Source organism: Pseudomonas sp. GNP012 (assembly GCF_054343835.1).
Genome location: NZ_JBTGUU010000001.1, coordinates 1,927,590 through 1,952,006 on the forward strand (window position 1 = coordinate 1,927,590; position 24,417 = coordinate 1,952,006).

The following is a 24,417-nucleotide window of genomic DNA, read 5'->3' on the forward strand; positions in this document are numbered from 1 at the left end:
TAATATTGAATGTGCCGACGCCTTCGCGGGCAAGCCCGCTCCCACAGGTTTTGTGCAGCAGCGGCTTACTTGGCCAGTGGCCAAAACCGCTCGCCACCGCCCGGGGCATCCGTCCACGCCTGTAACGAGCGAGTCGGCAAATCGAAGTAATCCCGCGTGCGCGCATAGCCATGCCCACCCATGCGGCCGATCGCATCAAGCCCCAACTGATCGATGTACAGGGTTTTCGGGTCGATCAGTTCGTCACGCACATGCGCCATCAGCACTTCACCAAAGATGATCTCCCGGGATTGGCCGATGGACAGCGCCATCATCCGCCGGCACTCCAGCGCCACCGGGGCTTCGCCGATGCGCGGGCATTTGACCGTGGTGCCGGGGATGGCGGTGAGGCCGGCGGCGGTCAGTTCGTCGAAGCCGGGGGCGAAGGGCACGGCACAGACGTTCATGGCCTCCACCAGGGCGTCGCTGACGATGTTCACGGTGAATTCCTGATTGAGCTGGATATTGCGGGTGGTGTCCTTGGGGCTTTGGTCGCCGTAGTTTTCCACGCCCAGGGCGAGGATGGGCGGATCGGCCGACAGCGCATTGAAAAAGCTGAACGGCGCCGCGTTGATCCGGCCTTCGCCGTCGACGGTGGTGACCAGGGCAATCGGTCGTGGCACGACGCTGCCGATCAGAATCTTGTATTTGTCCCGTGGACTCAGTGTGCTGAAGTCAAAGCTTTGCATAGGCAGAATTCCCTAAAGGAGAGGCTCGATCGCGCTCAGTGGCGACTGTGCGCTGTAGTCGTCGGCGAACGGGATGGCCGGCTGGAACAGGCTTTTCCAGTCCGGTTGGCCGAAGGCCCGGTCACTGTGGCTGCGCATCAGTTTTTCGAATTGGCGTTGGGCCTGGCGTTGCAGGGCGGGGTAGTCGACGCCCTCGACCTGGCCGTCCTGCATCACGCAGCGGCCATCGATGTAGCTGGCGATGCAGTCGTCGCCGCGACCGGCCAGTAGAAGATTTTTCAGCGGGTCGAACAAAGGCCCCAGGTGCATCCCGCGCAGGTTGAACACGCTGATGTCGGCCTTGCACCCCGGTGCCAGTCGACCGAGATCGTCGCGGCCCAGAGCCCTGGCGCCGCCGAGGGTCGCGGCGTTGTACATATCCAGCGTGCTGGTCAGTGAGTTGCCGCCCTCCATCAGTCGGGCGATGTTCAGACCCTGACGCATGTTGTCCAGCAAGTCCGCCGGCCAGGTGTCGGTACCGAGGGCGAAGTTGACGCCCTTGGCCCGATAGCGGCCAAACGAATTCAAGGCCTCGCCGTCCCGGGCAAACACCACCGGGCAATGCACCAGGCTCGCGCCGCCATCCACCACACGTTGCAGGTCGTCATCACCCTGGGTGTAGATGCCGTGGGGCAGCAGGCTGCGCGGGGTCAGCAGCCCGAGTTGCTGCAACCAACCCAGCGGCGAGGTGCCGCGCAGTTGCTCGACCATCGCCACTTCACCGAGGCCCTGGCAGCAGTGCAGGCGCATCGGAGCGTTCAGTTCCCGGCTCAGTGCGGCGGTGCGTTGCAGCAGCGCCGGGGTGCAGGTCTGGATGCGGTCGGGCAACAGTGCACCACGAATCAGGCCGTTGTTCGTGCCGTCGAAATCCCGGAAAAACCGTTCGGCGGCATCAAGGCCGGCCAGGCCCCGGGTTTCGTCCCAGTGGTGCGCCAGGGTGCCATCGGTGCGCCAGTAACTCATGCCGCTCATGTAGCAAGGGCCCAGGTAAGTGCGCAGTCCCAACTCGGTCGCCACGCCGGCGACCGCCGCAAACTCGTTGTAGGTCTCGGCCCACTCGCGGTAATACATCGAGGTGATCGGCATGGCCGTGGTGATGCCGTTGCGGATCAGTTGCGTAATGGCATAGCGGTATTTGAAGACTTCTTCTTCGGGGCTGTAACTTTCCCGCGATCCGCGCGCCAGATACTGCGCCGACCACATCCGGCCCATGTCGCGCTCGTCGCCGTTGTCCAGGGTCAGTACCGTGGAGTCGAGATCGCCAAGGGCATCCAGGTCGATGAAGCCGGGGCCGATCAGCGCGTTGCCGTAGTCGATCCACTGATCCACCGGACCCGGATAACCGCGTCCGACAAACTCGATGCGCGAGCCTTCGAACACCACTTCGCCGTCGCGCCACAGTACATGCTGCGTGCCGTCGAAGCCGACCACGCAACTGGCCCGCAAGCCGATGCGCTTCACAGGCGGCTTTCCAGCAAACGACCGCCCGCAGCGATCAAGCGACCCGCACGATAGACTTGACGCGGCGGTCGCGAAACCACCGCTTCACCCAACGTTTGTACCGGCATCAGCAGGAAGTCCGCCGGCTGGCCGATCTCCAGGCGATTGGCTGCGCAACCCAGCGCCTGCGCGCCGTTGACGGTCGCCGCCTCGAACGCCGCCGCCAGTTCTTCGTCCTTGTTCAAATCGAAACGGAACGCCAGCAGCATCGCCCGCTCCAGCATGTCGCCGTTGCCCATGGGCGACCAGGCATCACGAATGCCGTCCGAGCCCAGGCACAGATTCACGCCGGCTTCGCGCAGGGCCAGGAACGGCGGCACCGCGCAATCGGCCGGGGCCGAACTCATCAGCGAAATACCCAGTGTCGCCAGGCGCTCGGCCACCGGTTTGACCTGGCTCCATGGCAGCATGCCGAGGCAGTAGGCGTGGCTGATCATCACCCGGCCTTGGCGGCCGAAGCGCTCGGTGTAGTCGGCGATGAGCGCGATCTGCCACAGACCCAGCTCACCCTTGTCGTGCAGGTGAATGTCGACGCCACGGTCAAATTCGCTGGCCAGCTTGAAGACGAAATCCAGTTGGGCAATCGGGTCGTTGTCGACGCCGCACGGGTCCAGGCCACCGACGTTCTCCACGCCCAGGGCCATGGCTTCGCGCATCAGTTCGGCAGTGCCGGGGCGGCTGATCAGGCCGGTTTGTGGGAACACCACCAGTTGCAGGTCGATCAGGTCGCGGTATTGTTCGCGCAGTTGCTGCATGGCCTCGACATGCCGCAGGCCGAATTCCGGGTCGATGTCGACGTGGCAACGCATGGTCAGTGAGCCGCGGGCGATGCAGTTTTCCAGCAGGGCCCCGGCCCGTTGGGCGATGGGGGTGGTGACTTCGCGCAGGATGCGCCGTTCGTTGGCGATGTAGTCCTTGAGGGTCGGACCGGCGCTGTTGGGGCGCCAGGGCTGGCCCCAGAGGGTTTTGTCCAGGTGTACGTGGCTTTCCACCAGGGCGGGAGTGAGCAACTGGTTCTGGCCGTCGATGTCGGTGGCGGACAGAGTTTCGATCGAGGCCGGACGGCGTTGGGTGAACCGGCCGTTTTCGATCAGCAGGTCTTCGGCGGGGGTGCCGTAGGGGCGCACATTGCGCAGCCAGCGGGGTTGATTCATTGCAAACCTCAAGTTGTATGTTGTCAGGGCCGGCTTCTTCGCGAGCAAGCCCGCTCCCACATTGTCCGTGTGAACATTGGAGATCACTTGTGGGAGCGGGCTTGCTCGCGAAGGCCGCGACTCGGTTTCGGATCAGCCCTTGAGCTTGGCCCAGATCCGGTCCTGCAGTTCACGCGCCTTGTTGCTGCATTCCTTTTCAGGACGCAGGCGCGAGGCGAATTCGTCGGGCATGTTGATGGCATCCATCACCCGCCATTTGGCGTCGATCAGCTTGTCGCTCTGGATGCCGTTGGCGTAGGCGATGGCGTTGGACACGGCGGCGGCGTTTTCCGGTTTCATCATCCAGTCGATGAAAATCTTCGCGTTGCCGGGGTGTGGCGCGCTCTTGGGTACGGCGAAGTTGTCCTGGAACATGGCCAGGCCTTCCTTCGGATACACGTACTTGATGGTGCTCTTCTGCAGGGTGGCGCGGGCAGTGGAGCCGTTCCAGTTCTGCATCATGATCACTTCGCCGGAGGCCATGCGGTCGACGGTGTTGTCCGAGCTGTACATCTTCAGGAAGGGTTTCTGTTTTTGCAGCAGTTCGAGGATGCGCTTGGCGTCCTGCGGGTTTTCGCTGCACTCGTCGACATTCAGGTAGTGGCTGGCGGCATTGATCACGCTGCTGGAGGTGTCGAGGGCGGCGAGCTGGCCTTGCAGTTCCTTGCGCGGCTCGAAGAACTCTTTCCACGAGTCGTCGAGCTTGCCGCCGGGCACCCGGGCGCTGTCATAGGAGAACCCGGTGGTGCCCCACAGGTACGGTGCCGAGAACTTGCGTCCCGGGTCGAAGCTCGGGTCGCGGAATGCCGGTTTGACGTACTGGAAGTTGGGCAGGGCCGAGGCGTCGATTTCCAGCAGCAGGTCCTGGTTGATCAAAGTGCGCATGATCGATTGCGAGGGCACGATTACGTCGTACGCCGCGCCGCCGGCCTGCAATTTGGCCAGCAGTGTTTCGTTGCTGTCGTAGCCGTCCATGGTGACCTTGATGCCGGTCTCCTTTTCGAACTTGGCCAGCAGGTCGACCGGGTAGTAATCGGTCCAGTTGTAGAAGAACAGCTCCTTGGGCTCTGCGGCCTGGGCGCTGGACGCAGCGAACGCGGTGAAGCAACTCAAGGCCAGACCGGCAATGGCGAAACCGGCAGCAGCAAAACGGGGGCTTTTCACTTTCTTGCTCATAAAGAAGTCTCCAGGCTCATTGTTGTTTGCCGCGCTGTCCCAGCCAGAAGGCCAGCACCACCAGCACGATGGATATCACCAGCATCAGGGTCGAAATCGCATTGATCTCCGGCGTCACGCCGGCCTTGATCGCCGAGAAGATGTACACCGGCAAGGTGGTCGAACCGGGGCCTGCGACGAAGAAGGTCATGATGAAATCGTCGAGGCTGACCACGAACGCCAGCACCGAACCGGACAGCACCGCCGGCCACAGCAGCGGCAAGGTCACCCGGCGAAACACCTGCCAGGGGTTGGCGTACAGGTCGTTCGCCGCTTCCAGCAGGCTCTTGTCCAGGTCATTGAGCCGCGCGCGGATCGGCAGGTAGGCAAAGGGGATGCAAAAGCCGATATGGGCGACGATTACCGTCAGCAGGCCGAGCTTGATTCCCAGTGCCATGAACAGCAGCAGGGTGGCCACGGCCGTGACGATCTCCGGCAGGATCAGCGGCAGGTTGATCCCGCCTTCGACCATTTTCTGTCCGTAGAACGGCCGGTACGTCGCCAGCGCCGCGAGCAGGGCAATCGCCGTGGCGCAGACCGTGGCGATGCTGGCGACGATGATCGAGTTCAACGCCGCGGTCTGGATCGACGGATTGGCCAGGATGCGTCCGTACCAGGCAAACGAGAACTCGGTCCACACCGTCGCCGAGCGGTTGGCGTTGAAGCTGTAGGCAATCAGCACGAAGATCGGCAGGTACAGATAGGCCAGCATCAACAGGCTGACTTCACGGGTCAGCGGCAGTTTCTTCAGGTGCAGGGCAATCATGCTTGGGCTCCTGGGCGTTGGGTCTTGGCGGCATTGCGGCTATAGAGGGCGTAGAGCACCAGGGACAGCAACATGATCCCCAGCAGCAGGAACGACAGCGAACTGCCCAGCGGCCAGTTGCGCGCAGTGCCGAACTGCTGCTGGATCAGGTTGCCGATCATCAGCGTCTTGCCGCCACCGAGGATCGCCGGGGTAATGAAAGCACCCAGGCTCGGCACGAACACCAGCAAGGCACCGGCAATCACCCCCGGCATCGACAGCGGCAGGATGATCCGCCGCAACGCATGCCAGCGATTGGCGCCCAGGTCATAGGCGGCTTCCACCAGACGCCAGTCGAGTTTCTCCAGGGTCGAGTAGATCGGCAGGATCATGAACGGCAGGAAGCTGTAGACCAGGCCGACGCTGACCGCGAAGTCGTTGTAGAGCAGGGTGATGCCGCCGGCCTGGGGGAACAGCGCGTTGAGGCTCTGGGCGACCCAGCCGTGTTCGCGCAGGATGATCAGCCAGGCATAGTTGCGGATCAGCAGGTTGGTCCAGAACGGGATGGTGATCAGCAACACCATCAGGTTGCGCCGGCGCGGTGTCAGGCTCGACATCCACAACGCCACCGGGAAGCCGAACAGGAAGCACAGGACCGTGGTGCCGCCGGCCTGGAACACCGAGCGCAACAACGCTTGGGCGTAGACCCAGTTCAGTTCCAGTTCGCCGTCGAAACCTTCCTGGAAGAACAGCTGCACATAACTTTGCAATTGCCAGTCGGCCTGCCAGTCGACGCCGCCATAGACGTTGCGCGGCAACAGGCTGATGTAGCCCATGATGCCCAGCGGAATGGCGATCAGGGCCAGCAGGGTCAGGACGACCGGGCTGAGCAACAGCGCGCGGTTGAGGGCCGGGGAAGTGCTGCTGACGCTCATCTCAGGCCTCCATCAACAGGCAGGCGTGGGGCGGCAGGTTGACCGCGACGCGATCACCCACCACCCGCCCGTGGTTCAGGCCTTCGTTGTTCTCGCGCAGCATGACCTTGATGTCGTTGTTCAATCGGCACTGATAGAGCGTGGCCGTGCCGACGTACAGCACGGCCTCGATCACGCCGCGCAGGTGATGGGGCTGCGACGGTTCGACCAGTTGCGAGCGCTCGGGGCGGAACGCCAGTTGCACCTTGCTGCCGTCAAAACCCTGGGCCGGGCAGGGGATTTCCACGGGCATGCCGTTGGGCACGAAGAGCTTTTCGTTCTGCTGGCCGCGCTTGAGGTGCCCGGGGAGGAAGTTGATGTCGCCGATGAATTGCGCGACGAACTGGTGCTGCGGGCGCTCGTAGATTTCGTTGGGCGTGCCGATTTGCAGGATCTTGCCGGCGGACATCACGGCAATGCGATCGGACAGGGTCAGCGCTTCTTCCTGATCGTGGGTGACGAAAATGAAGGTGATCCCGGCCTCTTTTTGCACGCGCTTGAGCTCGACCTGCATTTCCTTGCGCAGCTTGAGGTCCAGCGCCGACAGCGGCTCATCGAGCAACAGCACTTTCGGTTTCGGCGCCAGGGCCCGGGCCAGAGCCACCCGTTGCTGTTGGCCGCCGGACAGTTCGGCCGGTTTGCGTTTGGCCAGGTGCTGCATTTGCACCAGCGCGAGCATTTCCTCGACCCGCTGCGGGATCAGTTTGCGATCAAGGCCCTGCATCTCGAGGCCGAAGGCGATATTCTGCGCAACACTCATGTGCGGAAACAGCGCGTAACTCTGGAACACCGTGTTGACCCGACGCTTGAACGGCGGCAAATCGTTGACCGGCTCGCCTGCGAGGCGGATCTCACCGTCGCTGACGTGCTCGAAGCCGGCAATGGTGCGCAGCAGGGTGGTCTTGCCACAGCCCGAGGGGCCGAGCAGGGTGAAGAATTCGTTGTCGGCGATGTCGACAGAAACATTGTCGAGGGCTGGCGCCAGCCCAGGGTCGTCGGAATATCGCTTGGAGACGTTTCGCACTTCAATTGCAACTGGATGACCCATAATGGTGCATTCCTCTAATTATTGTATGCAAAATCTGGATGCAATTTAGAAATACCCGGATTAATCTGCTCGTGCAAGCCCCTTTTTCAAAAGGCTGACCATTCGCCAGGGTTGTTTGCACAGGGCGCAAGGAGTTGATGAATGACGGAAAAGAAACTGGAAACCACGGTCGACCGCGTCTACCAAGGGGTTTACGAGGCGATCAGCAAGCGTTCGTTGCGTCCGGGGATGAAGCTGGGCGAAGCTTCGCTGGCCGAACTGTTCAACGTCAGCCGCACGTCTGTGCGAGCTGCGCTCAAGCAGTTGGAGGCCGATGGCTTGGTCACCACCGAGCCCAATAAAGGTGCATCGGTGTCATTGCCCAGTGACGAGGAGATCCGCTCGCTGTTCGAAACCCGGCGTCTGGTCGAGATCGGTATCGTCAGTGAACTGTGCCGTCGCCGTGATACGGCGGTGACCCAGGATCTGCGCGATCACCTGCTGCTGGAAGATGAAGCACATCAAAGCGGTGATCACGAACGGCTGATTCACCTGCTCGGCGAGTTCCATATCAAACTGGCCCGCAGCCTGAACAATCCGGTATTGCTCGACTGGTTCCAGAAGCTGATTTCCCGGGCCTCGCTGTATGCCGCCGCACTGGATGACGACAGCCACGAAGCCTGTCGCGACGATGAACACCTGCGGTTGATCGAGTACATCGAAGCGGGCAACCAGAGCGCGGCCATCGAGCTGACCTGCATGCATTTGAATGGCATCGAGAAGGCCATTCTCGATGTCGCGGCGACCCTGAAAAGCAGTTACAACCCGCTCAAGCATTTGATTGAGGTGTAGTGCACGGTCTCTCGGTTACTGAGGACCAAAGTGTGGGGATCTCCGGTAGCCCGCCAGAATCAGCTATACCTCTATGAAACGAATCGCGTGCAGCATGCTCGAAACAAACGGGTGCCATTTACCGGGATAGAGCCAGCCGATGCAGTTTCTAGCGGATAGCCACGGGTGTGCCGGGTGGAGCGGCGAAATGGCCGGGCGCATTCGTGCGTTCGACTGGAGCCGGACCGAACTGGGCCCGCTCGACTCATGGTCCAGGAGCCTGAGCAGCGCGGTGCAGTTGATGCTCGCCTCGCCGCTGCCGATGGTGATGCTCTGGGGCCAGTCCGGGTACATGATCTATAACGACGCTTATTCCAAGTTTGCCGGTGGGCGTCATCCGTACCTGCTTGGCTCCGCCGTGGAACTGGGTTGGCCCGAGGTCGCCGAATTCAATCGCCACGTGGTCGACACCTGCCTGGCGGGCGGCACCTTGTCCTATCGCAACAAAGAACTGGTGCTGCTGCGTGACGGGGTTCCGGAAGATGTCTGGATGGACCTCTACTACAGCCCGGTAGCCGACGATGACGGACGCCCGGCCGGGGTCATGGCCATGGTGGTGGAAACCACGGATCGGGTGATCTCCGAACGTCGGCGACAGGCGGCTGAAAACGCCTACCGTGCCGACAATGAACGGGTGCGCCTGGCGCTGAACGCCGGTGCATTGCTCGGCTCTTTTGTCTGGGACATCAAGGCCAATGTGCTGTCGGGCGATGAGCGTTTCGCCCGCACGTTTTCCTATCCCCTCGGGCAAGACCTGGAAAACCTGTCCCAGGAAATCGCAGAAAGCCGCATCCATCCAGACGACCGCAGCTGGGTCCGGGAACGCGTCAAATTGTCGGTGGAGACGGGCGAGCCCTATAACGTCGAATACCGGATTCGGCGCCCCGACGGCAGTTACCTCTGGGTACTCGCCAGTGGCTGTTGCGAGTTCAATGAACAGGGCGAGGCGTTTCGTTTCCCCGGCGTGCTGATCGACATCCACGAACGCAAGACCGCCGAAGAGTCCCTGCTCAAGTTCACCCGCAACCTGGAGCATCGGGTGGCCGACGAGGTCGAGGCGCGGCTGGCGGCGGAAGAACAATTGCGCCAGTCACAGAAGCTGGAAGCCATCGGCGGCCTCACCGGCGGTGTGGCCCATGACTTCAACAACCTGCTGCAAGTGATCGCCGGTAACCTGCACTTGCTGGCGCGCCATGAGCGAGGTAACGCCAATGTGCAGCGCCGGGTCTCGGCGTCGATTGCCGCTGTCGAGCGCGGTGCCAAGCTGTCCTCGCAATTGCTGGCATTCGCCCGCCGCCAACCCTTGTCGCCTGCGGTCTTCACATTGCGGCAGATTTTCGATGGCCTGGCGGAGTTGTTGCTGCGTGCCCTGGGTGAAACCCTTCAGGTTCACATGACGGCACCCGAAGATTCCTGGAATGTGTTTGTTGATCGCAACCAACTGGAAAACGCCATTCTCAATCTGGCGATCAATGCCCGTGACGCCCTTCAAGGCGAGGGCAGGATTGACCTGTGCGCGGAGAACATCGTCCTCGATCGCAAGTTTTGCGCCGGTAGGGGCATTGCCCCGGGGGACTATGTGCGGGTGTCCGTGACGGATACCGGTGTCGGCATGCCGCCGCAGGTGCTGGCCCAGGTGTTCGAGCCATTCTTCACCACCAAGGCCGACGGACAGGGCACCGGATTGGGCTTGAGCATGGTGTTTGGCTTCGTCAAGCAGAGTGGCGGTCATATCGAAATCGCCAGTGACGTGGGGCGGGGGACCCGGGTGCAGTTGTACTTTCCGCGCACCTTGCGCGCGGTACCCAGTGAAACGCCGGGCCCCGATATGCCGCAACGGGGTGGGCACGAACGCATCCTGGTGGTCGAGGACAATGAGGCCGTGAGAGTGTCGGCGGTGGAGTTGTTGTGCGAGGAGGGCTATCAAGTCCTCACGGCCACCAACGCAGACGCTGCCATGCAAATGTTGCTGGAAGGGGTGACGGTGGACCTGATATTCACCGACGTGGTCATGCCCGGCCTGATCAAGAGTTCGGACCTGGCGGCCTGGGCGAAGGTGCAAGAGCCGCCGGTGGCGGTGCTGTTCACTTCGGGGCATACCCGCGACATCATCTCGCGCAATCATCAGCTTAGTCCGGATACCCATTTGCTCAGCAAACCCTACAGTCCTGACGCGTTGACGCAAATGGTGCGGACAGTTCTTGGCGGCTGACACAATTCCCTGTGGGGGCGGCGGTGCGGCGATCCGACTTGCTCGCGAGGAGGCCGGTACATCCAATAGAGATGCTTGCTGACCTGGCGCCTTGATCGGATCGCTTCCCGGAGCAAGCCCGCCCCCACAAGGGTGCATGGATGACGCAGTTACTTGCTCGGATGGGCGGCCTGGAGTTTTTTCGCCATTTCCAGGTGTTTTTCCAGCGCCGGCAGCATTTTTTGCACAAAGCCCTTGAGCTCGGTGGCGCCTTTGACCTGGTCGTCCGTCACCGTATTGGCTTCCTTCTTGAACAGGTCGATGGTTTCTTCATGGGCCTTGACCTGGTTGTCGGCATAGGCCGCGTCGAAGGATTCGTCGCGCATGTCGAGGATTTTTTCCTTGGCTTGTTTGGTCAGCGTCGTGCTGTCCGGCACTTCGATGTCGAATTTTTTCGCCAGGGCGGCCAGTTCATCGTTGGCCTTGGAATGATCGGTAATCATCATGTTGGCGAATTTCTTGACGTCGGCTGATGCACTTTTTTCCAGGGCCAGCCGGCTGACCTCGACTTCGGCGATGCCGCCGGCGGCCGCTTTGTCGACAAAGTCATTGGAAGTAGCAGCCAGGGCACTGCCCATGCAGCTGCTCATTGCGATAACCAGGGCCAGGTGACGTACGTTGAGTCTGTCCATCGGTGATTCTCCACACAGGTTTTCAAAGGTGATCGAGTGATCGTTAACCGGTGGAGGCGGCGGCGCAGACAAAGGTTTTATCGCATTTGCGACAGGACGACGAACGGGCACCGCTGGTCTGACAGATGGTCGACAGAACGGGCCAACCGAGGCCATTCTGATAGTTGGTGAACGCAATCAGTCGGCGTTTGCTACCGATTAACAAACGGAGGTGTTCCATGCCGGTGCCCCATGACCTTTTTCAGGATCTGAGTTGCACAAAGGAAGAAATCCAGCAGAAACGCACCAAGGATCCGTTACTGGATTCACTGATCAACAAGTATTCCCAGGCTGATGCCGAAGTGGTGAAAGCGGAGGAAGCCAAATCCAGCGATGACGCGGTGACGAAGCTCAAGGCGAAGCGCTTGGAGGTCAAGGACAAGATCGTCAAACAACTCCAGTTGCGGTCCTGATCCAGCGTGCCTGCCACCGACGATCGGTGACTGGAAAGTTGGAAGGGCCACCAGAACCGGCACCTCGAATGCTCAGAGACCGATATTACAGCTCTCAACGAGGTGCCTCATGACCCGGCCCGAATATCCCGGTGAACTGAATGCTGTCCCCTGTGGGAGCGGGCTTGCTCGCGAATGGGGCCTGCCAGTCAATGTCGATGTTGAATGTGCTGACGCCTTCGCGAGCAAGCCCGCTCCCACAGGGGGTCTACGGTGAACTCAGGCAGGTGCACCGATCATTGCAACGCCTTGCTCAAAGGCAACCGCGCCATGTTCTGTGCCTTCAGTGAACCGAAATACAACCAGTCCCCATACTCGCGCACTGTGGTGATCGGTGAGTAGTTGTCGCTGCTGCCGTCCTGCAGGTTGGCGATGACCTTGCCTTCAAGGTCCAGGCCCAGGGCGAACCCGCGCTTTTCCACGGGTTTGGGCAGGACGGTCATGGCTCGCACGATCATCTTGCGCACGAAGGGATGCGCCGCCGTGCCATCGAGCAGGGCGTTTCGGGGGGCGTACAATGCCACCCAGAACCGGTCGTGACCATTGAACGACAGGTTGTCCGGCAGGCCCGGCAGGTTGTCGATGAACAGGTCCTGGGTGCCGGCCTTGGGGCCGCTGAGCCAAAAGCGGCTGATGCGGTAGGCGCCGGTTTCATTGACCAGCACGTAGGCGTCGTCCGGTCCCAGGGCCACACCGTTGGCAAACTCCAGCTTGTCCAGCACAACCGACGTTTTGCCGGTCTGGAAGTCGTAGCGCAGCAATCGACCGTCACCACCGTGTTCGAGCACGGCCTCACCGTCGTGGCCATAGCCGAAGCGGCTCGAAGCATCGCTGAAGTAAGCGTAGTGACCGGGTTTGTCGATGACCACATCGTCGGTAAAACCGAAGGGAACGCCGCCGGCCTCTGTGGTCAAGGCCACCAGGCGACCCTGGGCGTCGAGGGACAACAAACCCTTGACGGCATCGGCGATCACCAGCAAGCCATTGGGATGCCGGGCCAGGCCCAGTGGCCGGCCACCGGTGTCGGCCAGGACTTTGGTGGTCTTGCCATCCAGGCTGGTGCGGATCAGTCGCCCGTCGTGCAGGCCGGTGATGAGCGTGTCGTTTTCCAGCAGCAGGGCTTCCGGCCCGTCGATGTCGGCGGCACCGACGCGTTCCATGCCTTTGAGGCGCTGATTGTCGGCGTAAATGCCGCTGGAGAGGGACGGCGCGGGTTGTGGCGTCCAGGCCACCGGTCGCACCTTGGTCGGCATCAGCAGGAGGAAGGCGCAGATGACGACAATGACCAGCAGCAGGCATTTGAGGATTTTGCTCACGCGTTGACTCCGGTTGCCACCAGGTATTTCTGCGCCATCTCGCGCAATGCTTGCATCGACGCCGCCGATTCCCGATCGATGCGCCGCTTGAGCAACAACCGGTTGGCAAGCCGCATCGCCAGACCGCTGAATTGGTACTCCAGGGTGCGGACGAAACGTGTGTCCTTGCCCAGGGCTTCGCATTCGTAGGTCACCACCAGCGACAGGCCATGGTCACCCTGGGCACGCGCGCTCCAGCGCTGGCCGGGCAGGTACTGCGCCACTTCCCAGCGCAAGTGTCCTTCACGACCGCCGGCGCGGATGTCCTCCTCGAAACGTGCGCCGGCCTGCAATGGACCTTTGGGGCCATCGATGTGCAGCGACGACGGATGCCATTGCGGCCAAAGGGTCACGGTGCTGGCGTAGGCCAGTACATCGATCGGGTGTCCGGCAATGACAATCTGATGCTGCATGCGGGTCATGGGCGTTCTCGTCGGGTTGAGCGGCACAGGTTCCGGCTCCCAATAGAGGGTGCCGAACAGGTAGTCCATCAGCGGGAAAACGATGTTGAAATTGCGCTCCTGCATCAGTTCGCGGCGGTGGTGCAGTTCGTGCAGCCGGCGCATCTGGCGGATCCACGGCAGCCGTGTGAGCGGATTGTGCGGTGGCAGATGCTCGCAGGCATGGAACACTTCATAAGCCAGGTAGCCGAGGACAAGAACACCGCCGACCAGTCCGGCGACGTTGGTATCGATGTGCTTGAGCAGCCACCAGAGGGGCAGGGCCACGGCAAATGTGTGCAGTACGATCAGCCATGCCGGAAACAGGATCACCCGCCAGTCGCGGGCGCTGTCGTAGGTCATGTGGCCTGGGGTGAAAAAGCTGTGGTGGTCGCCGGCGTGACGGGCATAAAACAGCCGGGCGAATCCCTTTTTATGATGCCCCAGGTGGCGATGCACCATGTACACGCCGAGGTTGAACACTAGCAGCGTGACCGGCACTGCAATCCATTGGGCCGGCTGTACCTGATGCACGTTGCTCCAGAAAACGCTGATCGCCAGCGCACCGAACAACAGGACAAAAGCGCCGTGCAGCCAAGGGTTGTAGAGCGGATGAATGGCGGCGCGGTAGCGGCTGCGGAATCCTTCGGTGGTCTGCCTCACTGCAATCACCTGTCGTTGTTGTTATCTCCTGCAGATTAGTCGATTGCGCTGTTCTGGCGGGGCGAACCTTGAGGACACAACGGCCATGATCCGGTGCAAACCGGTTTCAGGTCAGCGGGTCCCAGCGTTGCGACCAGTCTTCGTCGGAATCGATCACCTCGCGCAGCAGGTCGAAGGCGCGTTGCAGCGTCGGCGAGTCACGATCGCGGGAGTAGACCAGATAGGTCGGGTAGCTGAATTCCGGAGCCTTGGGCACCCGTTCCAGGGCACCGCTATCGAGATAACTCTGCACGACACGGGTACGGAAGTAACCACTACCGCCGTTTTCGAGAAGGTACTGCAAGCCCAACGGGCCAAGATTGAAACTCAGCGCCGCCTTGGCTTTTTCCGGCAGGGCGGCATCGTGCTGGCGCCGGAATTCGGCGCCCCAATCGATGTACACATAAGGATCGGGCCTGTCGGCCAGGCGCACGAGAATCAGTTTTTCTTCGAGTACCTGCTCGACCTGCAAACGCGGCCAATACTCGGGCTGATACACCAGCGCAGCATCCAGAACGCCCAACTCCAGTTGGCGCAGGAGGTTTTCGCCCTCATGGATTTCCATGCGCAGGGCGTGGCTGGGGATGTGCTTGCGGATTTCGCCGGCCCAACCGAGCATCAGCGGGTTACACAGGCTCACCTCGCCACCGATGTGCAGCACATCGCGATAACCCTCGGGCAAGGGCAGATCACGCCGCGCGGCGTCCCAGGTTTGCACCAGTTGGTTGGCGTACACCACGAACGCTTCACCGTTGGGCGTCAGGCGAGCACCGGCACGATTGCGCACGAACAGGGTACTGCCCAGTTGGCTCTCGAGCTTCTGCACCCGTGCGGTGATCGCGGTCTGGGTGACATGGAGCTTTTGCGCGGCGGCAGCCAGGCTGCCATGGCGGACGATTTCGAGGAAGGTGCGGGCGAGGTCGATGTCCATGGGGTGGCCGGTGTGGGAGATTGAGGCATTGTAAGAGCACAAACCTCACAGGCACCACTCATACCCCTCGCCACAGGGCAGACAAAAACGACGAATCCCGCCACTAGGGGCGGGATTCGTTTGCAGCAGGCACGCTCCCGAAGGCCGGGAGTCAGGTGCTTACGACGGGAACAGTTCGGACAGTTTCATGGCCAGCATCATGTCGCCTTCTGCGCGCAGTTTGCCGCCCATGAACGCTTGCATGCCGTCAGTCGAACCGTCGACGATGCCTTCCAGGGTTTCGCCGTCCATCACCAGAGTCACCTGGGCGTCCGGGTTCTCGCCTTCCTGCAGCTCGCAAGTCTGGTCTTTGACAATCAGCGAGAAGTTCTTGGTGTCGTCGATGCGGAAACCGAAGACCAGGTCCAGGCCGGCAGCAGCGGCTGGGTTGAACTTGGCTTTCATTGCTTGTACGGCGTCTGCTACGGAGGTCATGGTTCGATCCTTTCTTGGGTAATAAGAGCAGGGTGATTACTGCCAGGGTCACAATAGTCCGGACTCAGCGAAACGTGATGAGCTCCGGGGCCTTCAACAGTTGCAGGTGCGCATGACTGTTGAAGGAAGCCAGCGACACCTCGCGACCACGAAACTTAAGCTGGTTGAGCGAGGTGTTGACGATTTGCCAGTTCAATTCAAAGGCCTGCCGGGCAGGCATTTGCGTAATCAGGTGGAGCAGGGCGGTGATGGTGCCGCCGGAAGTGAACACGGCGATTTTCTGGGTGTTGTCGGCCTGGTCGAGGATGCGATGCAAGCCGCCCCGCACCCGCTCGACAAACCCCAGCCAGCTTTCCAGGCCCGGTGTGTCGTAGGTACCGGTGAGCCAGCGCTCGATGATCAGGGCGAAGATGCGTTGGAACTCACCACGGTTTTGCGCGGCGTTGCGCAAGATGTTCAGCGCTTCGGGTTCGTCCGGCAACATGGCCGGCAACAGCGCGCGGATCACCGCGTCGGCGTCGAATTCGTTGAAGGCGGAGTCGGTTTCCAGCAGCGGCACCGGCAGGCCCACCGCGGCGAATTGCTCCAGCGCGCTGTTGGCCGTGTGCTGCTGGCGGCGCAGATCCCCTGCCAGGCAGCGGTCGAAGCTGATCCCGAGTTCGGCCAGGTGCCGGCCAAGGATTTCAGCCTGACGAATGCCGGTCGGCGACAGGACGTCGTAGTCGTCTGCACCGAAGGAGGCCTGGCCATGTCGAATCAAATAGATACTGCCCACGTCCGCGTCATCCCGGTACGTTGAAGGTTTGGCGAGGTTATGAGGATGGCGGTGAGCTGTCAATGAAAAAACATACGCTTGTTTGAAATGCTTGTTACAGGCCCGTTGCCAGAGGTTTCACGGCTGGTCGCAAGGTCGGCGCATGGGTATGCTGGAGGTATCCCGCGCGCGTTCAAGCCGCGCATCGTTTGAGGAGTCCCCGTGGAGTTTTTTTCCGAGTACGCCATTTTCCTGGCCAAGACCGTGACCCTGGTGATCGCCATTCTGGTGGTCCTGGCCAGTTTTGCGGCCCTGCGCAGCAAGGGGCGGCGCAAGTCGTCCGGCCAGTTGCAGGTCAGCAAGCTCAATGATTTCTACAAAGAGCTGCGCGAACGCCTGGAGCAAACCTTGCTCGACAAGGACCAGCTCAAGGCCCTGCGCAAGACCCAGGCCAAGACCGACAAGAAGCAGAAGAAAAAACCCGAGGTCAAACCCCGGGTGTTCGTGCTCGATTTCAACGGCGATATCAAGGCTTCGGCCACCGAAAGCCTGCGCCACGAAATCACGGCCTTGCTGACCCTTGCCACGCCCAAGGACGAAGTGGTCCTGCGCCTGGAAAGCGGCGGCGGCATGGTTCACAGCTACGGCCTGGCTTCCTCGCAACTGGCGCGTATCCGCGAAGCCGGCGTGCCCCTGACCGTGTGCATCGACAAGGTCGCGGCCAGTGGTGGCTACATGATGGCGTGCATCGGCCAGAAAATCATCAGCGCACCGTTCGCGATCCTCGGCTCGATTGGTGTGGTGGCGCAGTTGCCCAACGTCAATCGCCTGCTGAAAAAGCACGACATCGACTTCGAAGTGCTGACCGCCGGTGAATACAAACGCACCCTGACCGTGTTTGGAGAAAACACCGAGAAGGGCCGGGAGAAGTTCCAGCAAGACCTGGACATCACCCATCAACTGTTCAAGAACTTCGTGTCGCGCTACCGTCCGCAACTGGCGATCGATGAAGTGGCCACCGGCGAAATCTGGCTCGGCGTCGCGGCGCTGGACAAGCACCTGGTCGACGAACTCAAGACCAGCGATGAATACCTCGCTGAGCGCGCCAGCAAGTCCGAGCTCTATCACTTGCATTACGCCGAACGCAAAAGCCTGCCGGAGCGCATCGGCATGGCTGCCAGCGGCTCGGTCGACCGCGTGCTGTTGAGTTGGTGGAGCCGTTTGACCCAGCAACGTTTCTGGTAACGGGCCAGGAAATTTGCCAAACATCCAGCCGGGGTATTTGCCCCGGTTTTTTTTGGGGTGTTTTCAGTGGTTTGGAGGCCGCGCGGGCGCGGTCCCTTGTGGGAGCTGGCTTGCCTGCGATGGTCGTTAACGATAACGCGTGTGGACTGGATGAACGCGGCGCACTTGAGTCCATCGCCAGCAGGCTGGCTCCTACAGGTTCCCGGGAACCTTTTTTTGCCTGCGAACGCTTGCCCGATGTCTTCCACGGCACGGCGAAATCTCTGAAGGCGTCAGGCGATCGTTCCTGCTTTCGGCAACGCGGCGGCTGGTTATGTTGGTGTTCCAAAAACAGTTGCCATGGAATGCACATGAATGACCATCAGATACCGCTAAATCCCCAGCCTGTGCCGCTGCGCGAAACACTGCAATCTGTGGTGAGCGCGGCTTTACCGCAATCTCCCGAGCAGTTCGGTGCGCAGTTGATCAGGGAGAAATGGGGGCAAAACATCGACCCGCACACTGCGCTGTTAGTCACTCTTGATTACCACTACCGCGGGCACTCGCCGCAGGACGGCATCGAGCAGGGTCAGGTGGCAAGCACCCAAACCCTGGTCCAGGCGTTGCTGGAGAATTACCAGACCGTCGGTGACGGGCGCTTCGCCGAAAGCGCGTTTGGCTTTTACACACCGCCCGATGTCGGCCCGTCCATTCGCATCGTGGAACATGTCGATGAGTTCGCCGACCACGGTAATGGCAATCACCATACCTACGAAGGCATCTACCGCCAGACCACGCCCCAGGTGTATGGGCCGACAACGCAAATTGCCCTCAGGCCGGCGGCGTTCAAACAGTGGGTGTGGGAGCTGGATTTGCAAACCCGCTATCAGGCTTACCTTGATCGCACCTGGCCCTCTGACAAGCGAATCGTCCAGGCGCAGCCTTACGACCTGAGAACCTCGGCCAAGGCCGCCTTTATCATGAGCGCCTGCCTGCAACACCAGGAGGGCAGTTTGAGTCAGGAAGGCCTGGCCCTGGCCATGCAGGCCTCCGGGTTGCCGGCGGAGCAGGCGTGGAGTGCGTTGACCATCGATCAGCTACAGGCGCCGACTCGTGTCAGCGCACTGATCGAGGCCGGTCGGCTGACGATCTATCGCTACACCTCGGACGATATCTGGTGTTATCGCCACCGTCACAGCGGCCGGGTCCTGCTGAATATCCCGGGCAACTCCTCTCCCTTGCATGAATTCACCGACTGGCGACACCTGCGCCAATGGATCGTGGCCCAGGGCCAGGTGCCGGCCACACGCCAGGCGCTGCTCGCGCATTTTGCCGAGAACGATCGGGAAGACGGCACTTTCCATGCGGGTGTGTCGACCGCGCTGGAGGGCATGGCGGTTTACCCGAACGAACACTGGCTGAAAAGGAGCGCCGGGCTCTTCAACGACGACGGTTTCTGGGACCCGCAGGATTACATAGATCTTGAGCGAGCTCACTCCGACACCGATCCGTTCGCGCAACTGGTACTGACGATGAAGCAGGCCTCGATGGCCAGCGTCAAAACCATCCGTGACGATGCCCAGGTCAATCGCGATAACCTGAGCGCGGTGGTGGAACCGCTGGTGCGCTGGATCAACCGGCTGGGGCCATTGGCATTGTTCATTCCGGGAGGCGAGGGTGTCCTGGTGCTGGCCGGCCTGATCGACGCCGGTTATGGCCTTGATCAGGCCATCAACGGCAAGACACCGGAGCAGCGCTCCGAGGGCGTGACGCGCACCGTGTTCGGCTTGCTCAATGCGCTCCCGCTGGTCGGGGCTGTGGTGGCACTCAAGGGCGAAGAAAAAATCGCCGGAACCCTGCACGAGCCTGGGGAGCCCTCGAGCGAGCCGCATCCCGGCACGCTGGCCAAGCCCGTAGCCGGATCGGTTCCGGCGTCGGTGTCGACTCGCATAGAGCTGTTGCGTGAGGTGTGCGCACCCCATGCTGCCTTCAGTGATGAGGTACTGGGGCAGATCGCCCGGGTCAGCACGGTCGACGACGACATGCTGCGCCTGATGCAGGCGGGGCGCCCACCAACGCCGTTGCTGGCCGATACCATCACACGCTTCAAGCTCGATCAGGAACTCGAAGCCGTCGCCGATGCGCAAGCGCGGGCCGGATTGTTCAACGCCCGCTATCAGGCGCTCCAGCACTCGGAGCGGGAATGGGTTCGCCTGTTTCAGCGCGAATACCCAGGATTGCCGAAAGGCGCCGTGGAGCAAATCCTCGACCGTTCGGGAGTCGACATCCATCGGCCCTTCGACGCTGACGAGGCGCTGCAATTGCTCAAGCGACTGGACAACAAATCGCGGGACTACCAACAGCATGTACGACTCAACCGGGCCTATGAAGGCTTGTACTTGCGTTCGGTCCTGCATCCCGAAACCGATGTCCTGGCACTGCACTCCCTGCATCGCCTGCCCGACTGGCCGCAAGGCCTGCGCATCGAGGTACTCGACGGGGCAATCAGTGGCCGTGTCCTGGACCGCTGCGGTCCGCTCGATTCCACGGATTGCCGGCGTTTGATCAAGGTCGGTGAGCGCTACCGGTATTCCACCGTGGCGTCTACTGACGGCGAGGGTTCAGACCTGTTTACCGCGCTGCTCGACCTATTGTCCGTGGAGGAACGTACGGCGATGTCGCTTCACTCGCCGGATGCTGCCAGCGAGTTGCGGTTGCGCATTGGCGGTCATGCCTTGGCCCGTTCCGAGTTGATACTGGGCTTGAATCGAATGGATTCGCGGTTGCCTTTCGAAGCTGGGGGATTGCGCGGTGGCGGCTTCCCGAACACGCCACAGGCCGCAGCGCTGACCCATGGTGTCATGCGTCTGCAGGTCAAGGATCTGTATCCGGATTTCACTGATGCCCAGGCGGATGAGTTGCTGACTGAAGCGGGTGCCGGGGCTCAGGCGCTGGTGGATCGCCTGATAGCGCAGATGCAGCAGTTGCATGCCGATCTGCGCCAGTGGATCGATCAGTCCGTGCTGGATGCCGATGACATGGACATCGATTTTCTGTCCGTTGGCGATGATGAAGCAGAGGGCATGACCCTGGGGCAGGTGGCGGCGCACAATGTCCAACTGCTGCAAACCGTGATCGATTACGAGCGTGAAACTCGGACCGAACTGGGCGATGAACTGATGAGCATCTGGCAAAAATGCGCGCCCCGGATCAATAGAGTGATGTCGGGTGAGACGTTTTCCGGGTACAGGCTGGACCTGGCTTTCGAGGACTACCATCGGTTGCCGACGATGAACGTACGCTTCAATGAGGTCGTCGAGTTATCGATGCTGGGCCTGCACCTGATCGAGCGCGAGAGCCTGAGCGCCTTTCTCGAAAGCTTTCCGAACCTGCGTTCCCTGAGCCTGGAGCGTGTCGACCTGCGTCGACTCAACGCAAACGGCGTACTGGAAGGTGTGTTGCCTCCACCGATTCGGCAAATGACCCGTCTCACTACGCTGAACCTGAGCGCCACTTTGCTGCAGTTTCAGGAGAACACGGCTGCACAGTTTGGTGATCTGGTGAGCCTGCAAGCGCTGGACCTGAGTGACAACCCTTTGACCGTCCCGCCCGTTGTCCTGGGGCTCAATGAGTTGCGTGTATTGAACCTGAGAAACACCGGGATCAGCCGTTGTCCGGTGGGCATCGCCGATCAGCCGTACCTCACCTCGCTCGACTTGCGAGGCAACCGGATCAGCCGGGTTCCCCAATCGATACTGAATCAGGCGGTCTCCCGGGACCGGGTGAAACTGTGGGGTAATCCGCTGACGGATGAAGATACCTTGCTGCGCCTGGTCGATCATCGCGAGCGTACCGGCATCAATCTGTGGCTGAGTGAACCGGGTGCCGATTACGGCAGTGCGACGCCCTGGCTGGAGGAGGGCGATGAAAGCCTGCGCGAGGCGCGGCAACAGATCTGGCAACGACTGGCCGTCAAGCCATCGGGCAGTACATTGCTGCGGGTCATGGATGGATTGCGCCTGACGGCGGATTTCCAGGTCGGCTATCTGTCGCTGCAGGCGCGCGTGTGGCACTTGCTGCACGAAGCGGATACGTCAGAGGAGTTGTGGGGCTGGTTGCGTCAGAGTATCGAATCGCGGGTTGGCGATGCAGAAAACCCGTTCAGGATGTTCGTGGTGCTGGAAGAACGAGTCCGGTTATACCGTGACTGGGTGGCCATGGGGCGGCCGATTCCGCTGGTGGAACATCCGGTGTTCTAGCGCGAAGGGTAAACCCCCTTGAACCCCGGGGCCGGGGTTCAAGGGGTGACGGTCAGCGGCGACGGAACAGCGGCAGCGGTTCGTCGGTCGCGGCTTGATAAGTCACCGAGAAGTCCTTGAGGCCTTCAAGGGCTTCGTGCGGATCCTTGTCGGGGCGAATGGCGAACGCGTCGAAACCACAGCGATGCATGTAGAACAGTTGGTCACGCAGCACGTCACCAATGGCCCGCAATTCGCCCTTGAAACCGTAACGGTCACGCAGCAGGCGGGCGTTGGAGTAGTTGCGGCCATCGGTGAATGCCGGGAAGTTCAGGGCAATGACCTGGAACTGCGCGACGTCTTCACCGATTTCCTCGGCTTCTTCATCGGCGTCAAGCCAGATGCCCAGGCCGCCGTCGCGGGCCAGGAGCATACGGCTGTGTTCGCGCCACAACTGCAAGGGGACGATGTAGTCGTCGCAGTTGGTGATCTCGTCGATGCTGAAGTCCTTGGGCAGCAGGTGCCAGGTCTCGTCGACGACCTCGTTGTTCTTAATGATTCGCTGCATAGACACGCTCCTTGAAGAGGTCGATACCAATACGCTGATAGGTGTCGATGAAGCGTTCGTCTTCGGTACGTTGTTCGATGTACACGTCGATCAGCTTTTCGATCACGTCAGGCATGGCTTCCTGGGCAAAGGACGGGCCGAGGATCTTGCCCAGGCTGGCGTCACGGCTGGCGCTGCCGCCGAGGGAAACCTGATAGAACTCTTCGCCTTTCTTGTCCACCCCGAGGATGCCGATGTGGCCCACGTGGTGGTGGCCGCAAGCGTTCATGCAACCGGAGATGTTCAGGTCCAGCTCGCCGATGTCGAACAGGTAGTCCAGGTCGTCGAAACGGCGCTGGATCGATTCGGCGATCGGGATCGACTTGGCGTTGGCCAGGGAGCAGAAGTCGCCACCCGGGCAGCAGATGATGTCGGTCAGCAAGCCGATGTTCGGCGTGGCGAAGCCTTGCTCGCGCAGCTCGCCCCACAGGACGAACAGCTTGTCCTGCTCGACGTCGGCCAGAATGATGTTCTGCTCGTGGGAGGTACGCAGTTGACCGAAGCTGTAACGCTCGGCCAGGTCGGCCACGGCGTCGAGCTGTTTGTCGGTGATGTCGCCCGGTGCAACGCCGGTAGGCTTGAGGGACAAGGTCACGGCCACGTAGCCCGGTTTCTTGTGGGCCAGGGTGTTGCGTGCGCGCCAGCGGGCGAAGCCCGGGTGCTGCAGGTCGAGCTCGGCCAGGGCGGCGGTCTGGTTGTCCAGGGCCTTGTAGTCCGGGTCGACGAAATGTTTGGCGACGCGCTGCACTTCGGCTTCGGTCAGCGTGGTCTGGCCACCGCGCAGGTGCTCCATTTCCGCGTCGACTTTCTGCGCGAAGACTTCAGGCGTCAGCGCTTTCACCAGGATCTTGATCCGCGCCTTGTACTTGTTGTCACGACGGCCATAGCGGTTGTAGACCCGCAGGATGGCGTCGAGGTAGCTCAACAGGTCTTGCCATGGCAGGAACTCGTTGATGAATGCCCCCACCACCGGCGTACGGCCCAGACCACCACCGACCAGCACACGGAAACCCAGTTCGCCAGCGGCGTTGTGCACCGGCTCAAGGCCGATGTCATGGACTTCGATGGCGGCGCGGTCGGAAGTCGAACCGTTGACGGCGATCTTGAACTTGCGCGGAAGGTAGGCGAATTCCGGGTGGAAAGTCGTCCACTGGCGCACAATCTCGCACCATGGGCGCGGATCGATCAGTTCATCGGCGGCGACACCGGCGAACTGGTCGGTGGTGACGTTGCGCAGGCAGTTGCCGCTGGTCTGGATCGCGTGCATCTGCACGGTGGCCAGTTCAGCGAGAATGTCCGGAATGTCTTCCACGGCCGGCCAGTTGAACTGCACGTTCTGCCGGGTACTGATGTGGGCGTAGCCCTTGTCGTAGTCACGGGCGATCTTGGCCATCATTCGCATTTGCCGCGAAGTCAGTTGGCCGTAAGGCACCGCGACTCGCAACATAGGCGCGAAACGCTGGATATAAAGGCCATTTTGCAGGCGCAGGGGGCGGAATTCTTCTTCGCTCAGCTCGCCTGCCAGATAGCGTCGGGTCTGATCACGGAACTGCTTGACGCGGTCCTCGATGATCCGCTGATCGTATTCGTCGTATACGTACATATAAGTCCTGTTCTCAGGCTTGGGCCGGTCGGAAACAGCGGCGTTTTTTGGCTGGCTGGCGTCCGATAAAACCTCGGCAATTCTGCGCGCACGGCCGCGCACTCCCTACGGAGCCGAGGCAAGATACCAGTTTGCAGTTATGCGTAAAAGTGATGTTTGAGCATATGTAAAGAACCAAATCGCCTAATGAGAATCGTTGTGGCAAAGACCCTGTTTGTGATGCGGGCAATCGTCGTCTTTACTCTGCTCGAGTCTTTATGCAATCACCGATAAAACCGACAAGAGGCGATGCAATGAGCAACCCAACCAAAGCACGGAAAAGCGATAGCACCGTAGATGCCTGGGCAATCTTGTTCCTGATCATGCTGGTCGTGGGGACGGCGGTTTTCTGGGTCAGCCACCA

The 24,417-nt window shown here is 61.1% G+C and carries 21 protein-coding genes; 5 read left to right on the forward strand and 16 right to left on the reverse strand.

Features of this window, described 5'->3' with window-relative positions:
- Nucleotides 1-65: 65 nt before the first annotated feature.
- The 7 genes from ACXX83_RS08660 to ACXX83_RS08690 form a co-directional block, all read right to left on the reverse strand.
- Complete coding sequence (locus tag ACXX83_RS08660) at nt 66-728, reverse strand: flavin reductase family protein (RefSeq protein ID WP_007973324.1); 663 nt, start codon at nt 726-728, stop codon at nt 66-68.
- A 12-nt stretch (nt 729-740) separates the two neighbouring features.
- Entirely contained in the window at nt 741-2,228 is a 1,488-nt protein-coding gene (locus tag ACXX83_RS08665; protein ID WP_458548129.1) for an amidohydrolase family protein, read from the reverse strand.
- Nucleotides 2,225-3,421 carry an amidohydrolase family protein gene (locus tag ACXX83_RS08670; RefSeq protein ID WP_458548130.1) on the reverse strand — a complete coding sequence of 399 codons (1,197 nt, stop codon included), beginning with the start codon at nt 3,419-3,421 and terminating at the stop codon, nt 2,225-2,227. Before ACXX83_RS08670 ends, ACXX83_RS08665 begins: the two co-directional genes overlap by 4 nt.
- 132 nt (nt 3,422-3,553) lie before the next feature.
- Nucleotides 3,554-4,636, reverse strand: a complete 1,083-nt coding sequence (locus ACXX83_RS08675; protein WP_458548131.1) for an extracellular solute-binding protein — start codon at nt 4,634-4,636, stop codon at nt 3,554-3,556.
- Nucleotides 4,637-4,652: 16 nt separating this feature from the next.
- On the reverse strand, nt 4,653-5,441 hold the full coding sequence (locus ACXX83_RS08680; RefSeq protein WP_007995935.1) for an ABC transporter permease: 789 nt from the start codon (nt 5,439-5,441) through the stop codon (nt 4,653-4,655).
- Nucleotides 5,438-6,355 (reverse strand): ABC transporter permease, encoded by a 918-nt coding sequence (locus tag ACXX83_RS08685; protein ID WP_015094870.1) that lies wholly within the window; start codon nt 6,353-6,355, stop codon nt 5,438-5,440. Before ACXX83_RS08685 ends, ACXX83_RS08680 begins: the two co-directional genes overlap by 4 nt.
- 1 nt (nt 6,356) lies before the next feature.
- On the reverse strand, nt 6,357-7,442 hold the full coding sequence (locus ACXX83_RS08690) for an ABC transporter ATP-binding protein (protein WP_015094871.1): 1,086 nt from the start codon (nt 7,440-7,442) through the stop codon (nt 6,357-6,359).
- Nucleotides 7,443-7,583: 141 nt separating this feature from the next.
- On the opposite strand from ACXX83_RS08690, the gene ACXX83_RS08695 reads away from it, so the two are divergent.
- Nucleotides 7,584-8,273 carry a GntR family transcriptional regulator gene (locus ACXX83_RS08695; RefSeq protein WP_007973313.1) on the forward strand — a complete coding sequence of 230 codons (690 nt, stop codon included), beginning with the start codon at nt 7,584-7,586 and terminating at the stop codon, nt 8,271-8,273.
- A gap of 139 nt (nt 8,274-8,412) precedes the next feature.
- Entirely contained in the window at nt 8,413-10,524 is a 2,112-nt protein-coding gene (locus tag ACXX83_RS08700; protein ID WP_458548132.1) for a hybrid sensor histidine kinase/response regulator, read from the forward strand.
- 149 nt (nt 10,525-10,673) lie between these two features.
- On the opposite strand, the gene ACXX83_RS08705 is transcribed toward ACXX83_RS08700, so the two are convergent.
- The gene (locus ACXX83_RS08705; protein WP_458548133.1) at nt 10,674-11,195 is read right to left on the reverse strand and encodes a DUF4142 domain-containing protein; all 522 of its coding nucleotides are present in this window, start codon (nt 11,193-11,195) and stop codon (nt 10,674-10,676) included.
- 43 nt (nt 11,196-11,238) lie between these two features.
- A complete protein-coding gene (locus ACXX83_RS08710; RefSeq protein WP_217838196.1) occupies nt 11,239-11,415 on the reverse strand; it encodes a hypothetical protein in 177 nt (58 codons plus the stop codon).
- Here ACXX83_RS08710 and ACXX83_RS08715 point away from each other — a divergent pair.
- Nucleotides 11,414-11,647 carry a DUF465 domain-containing protein gene (locus tag ACXX83_RS08715; protein ID WP_015094874.1) on the forward strand — a complete coding sequence of 78 codons (234 nt, stop codon included), beginning with the start codon at nt 11,414-11,416 and terminating at the stop codon, nt 11,645-11,647. The two genes, ACXX83_RS08710 and ACXX83_RS08715, sit on opposite strands and share 2 nt — an antisense overlap.
- Nucleotides 11,648-11,922: 275 nt before the next feature.
- On the opposite strand, the gene ACXX83_RS08720 is transcribed toward ACXX83_RS08715, so the two are convergent.
- The 5 genes from ACXX83_RS08720 to ACXX83_RS08740 form a co-directional block, all read right to left on the reverse strand.
- Nucleotides 11,923-13,002 carry an SMP-30/gluconolactonase/LRE family protein gene (locus tag ACXX83_RS08720; protein ID WP_458548134.1) on the reverse strand — a complete coding sequence of 360 codons (1,080 nt, stop codon included), beginning with the start codon at nt 13,000-13,002 and terminating at the stop codon, nt 11,923-11,925.
- On the reverse strand, nt 12,999-14,144 hold the full coding sequence (locus ACXX83_RS08725; RefSeq protein WP_458548135.1) for a sterol desaturase/SRPBCC family protein: 1,146 nt from the start codon (nt 14,142-14,144) through the stop codon (nt 12,999-13,001). The genes ACXX83_RS08720 and ACXX83_RS08725 overlap by 4 nt, the downstream gene beginning before the upstream one ends.
- A gap of 106 nt (nt 14,145-14,250) precedes the next feature.
- Nucleotides 14,251-15,114: a LysR family transcriptional regulator gene (locus ACXX83_RS08730; protein ID WP_217838199.1), complete on the reverse strand. Its 864-nt coding sequence runs from the start codon at nt 15,112-15,114 to the stop codon at nt 14,251-14,253.
- A 159-nt stretch (nt 15,115-15,273) separates the two neighbouring features.
- Nucleotides 15,274-15,588 carry an SCP2 sterol-binding domain-containing protein gene (locus ACXX83_RS08735; protein WP_015094878.1) on the reverse strand — a complete coding sequence of 105 codons (315 nt, stop codon included), beginning with the start codon at nt 15,586-15,588 and terminating at the stop codon, nt 15,274-15,276.
- Between the two features lie 64 nt (nt 15,589-15,652).
- The gene (locus tag ACXX83_RS08740) at nt 15,653-16,363 is read right to left on the reverse strand and encodes a histidine phosphatase family protein (protein ID WP_217838200.1); all 711 of its coding nucleotides are present in this window, start codon (nt 16,361-16,363) and stop codon (nt 15,653-15,655) included.
- 201 nt (nt 16,364-16,564) lie between these two features.
- Between ACXX83_RS08740 and sohB the strand changes: the two genes are divergently transcribed.
- Both sohB and ACXX83_RS08750 read left to right on the forward strand, forming a co-directional pair.
- Nucleotides 16,565-17,587, forward strand: coding sequence for a protease SohB (gene sohB, locus ACXX83_RS08745; RefSeq protein WP_126045583.1), 1,023 nt, complete (start codon nt 16,565-16,567; stop codon nt 17,585-17,587).
- Nucleotides 17,588-17,937: 350 nt separating this feature from the next.
- A complete protein-coding gene (locus tag ACXX83_RS08750; RefSeq protein WP_458548136.1) occupies nt 17,938-21,825 on the forward strand; it encodes a dermonecrotic toxin domain-containing protein in 3,888 nt (1,295 codons plus the stop codon).
- Nucleotides 21,826-21,877: 52 nt separating this feature from the next.
- Here the strand turns inward: ACXX83_RS08750 and ACXX83_RS08755 are convergent, their stop codons facing one another.
- Together ACXX83_RS08755 and ACXX83_RS08760 are read right to left on the reverse strand one after the other, a co-directional pair.
- Nucleotides 21,878-22,372, reverse strand: a complete 495-nt coding sequence (locus tag ACXX83_RS08755; RefSeq protein ID WP_007976503.1) for a DUF934 domain-containing protein — start codon at nt 22,370-22,372, stop codon at nt 21,878-21,880.
- Entirely contained in the window at nt 22,356-24,014 is a 1,659-nt protein-coding gene (locus ACXX83_RS08760; protein WP_116580622.1) for a nitrite/sulfite reductase, read from the reverse strand. The genes ACXX83_RS08755 and ACXX83_RS08760 overlap by 17 nt, the downstream gene beginning before the upstream one ends.
- Between the last annotated feature and the right edge of the window lie 403 nt (nt 24,015-24,417).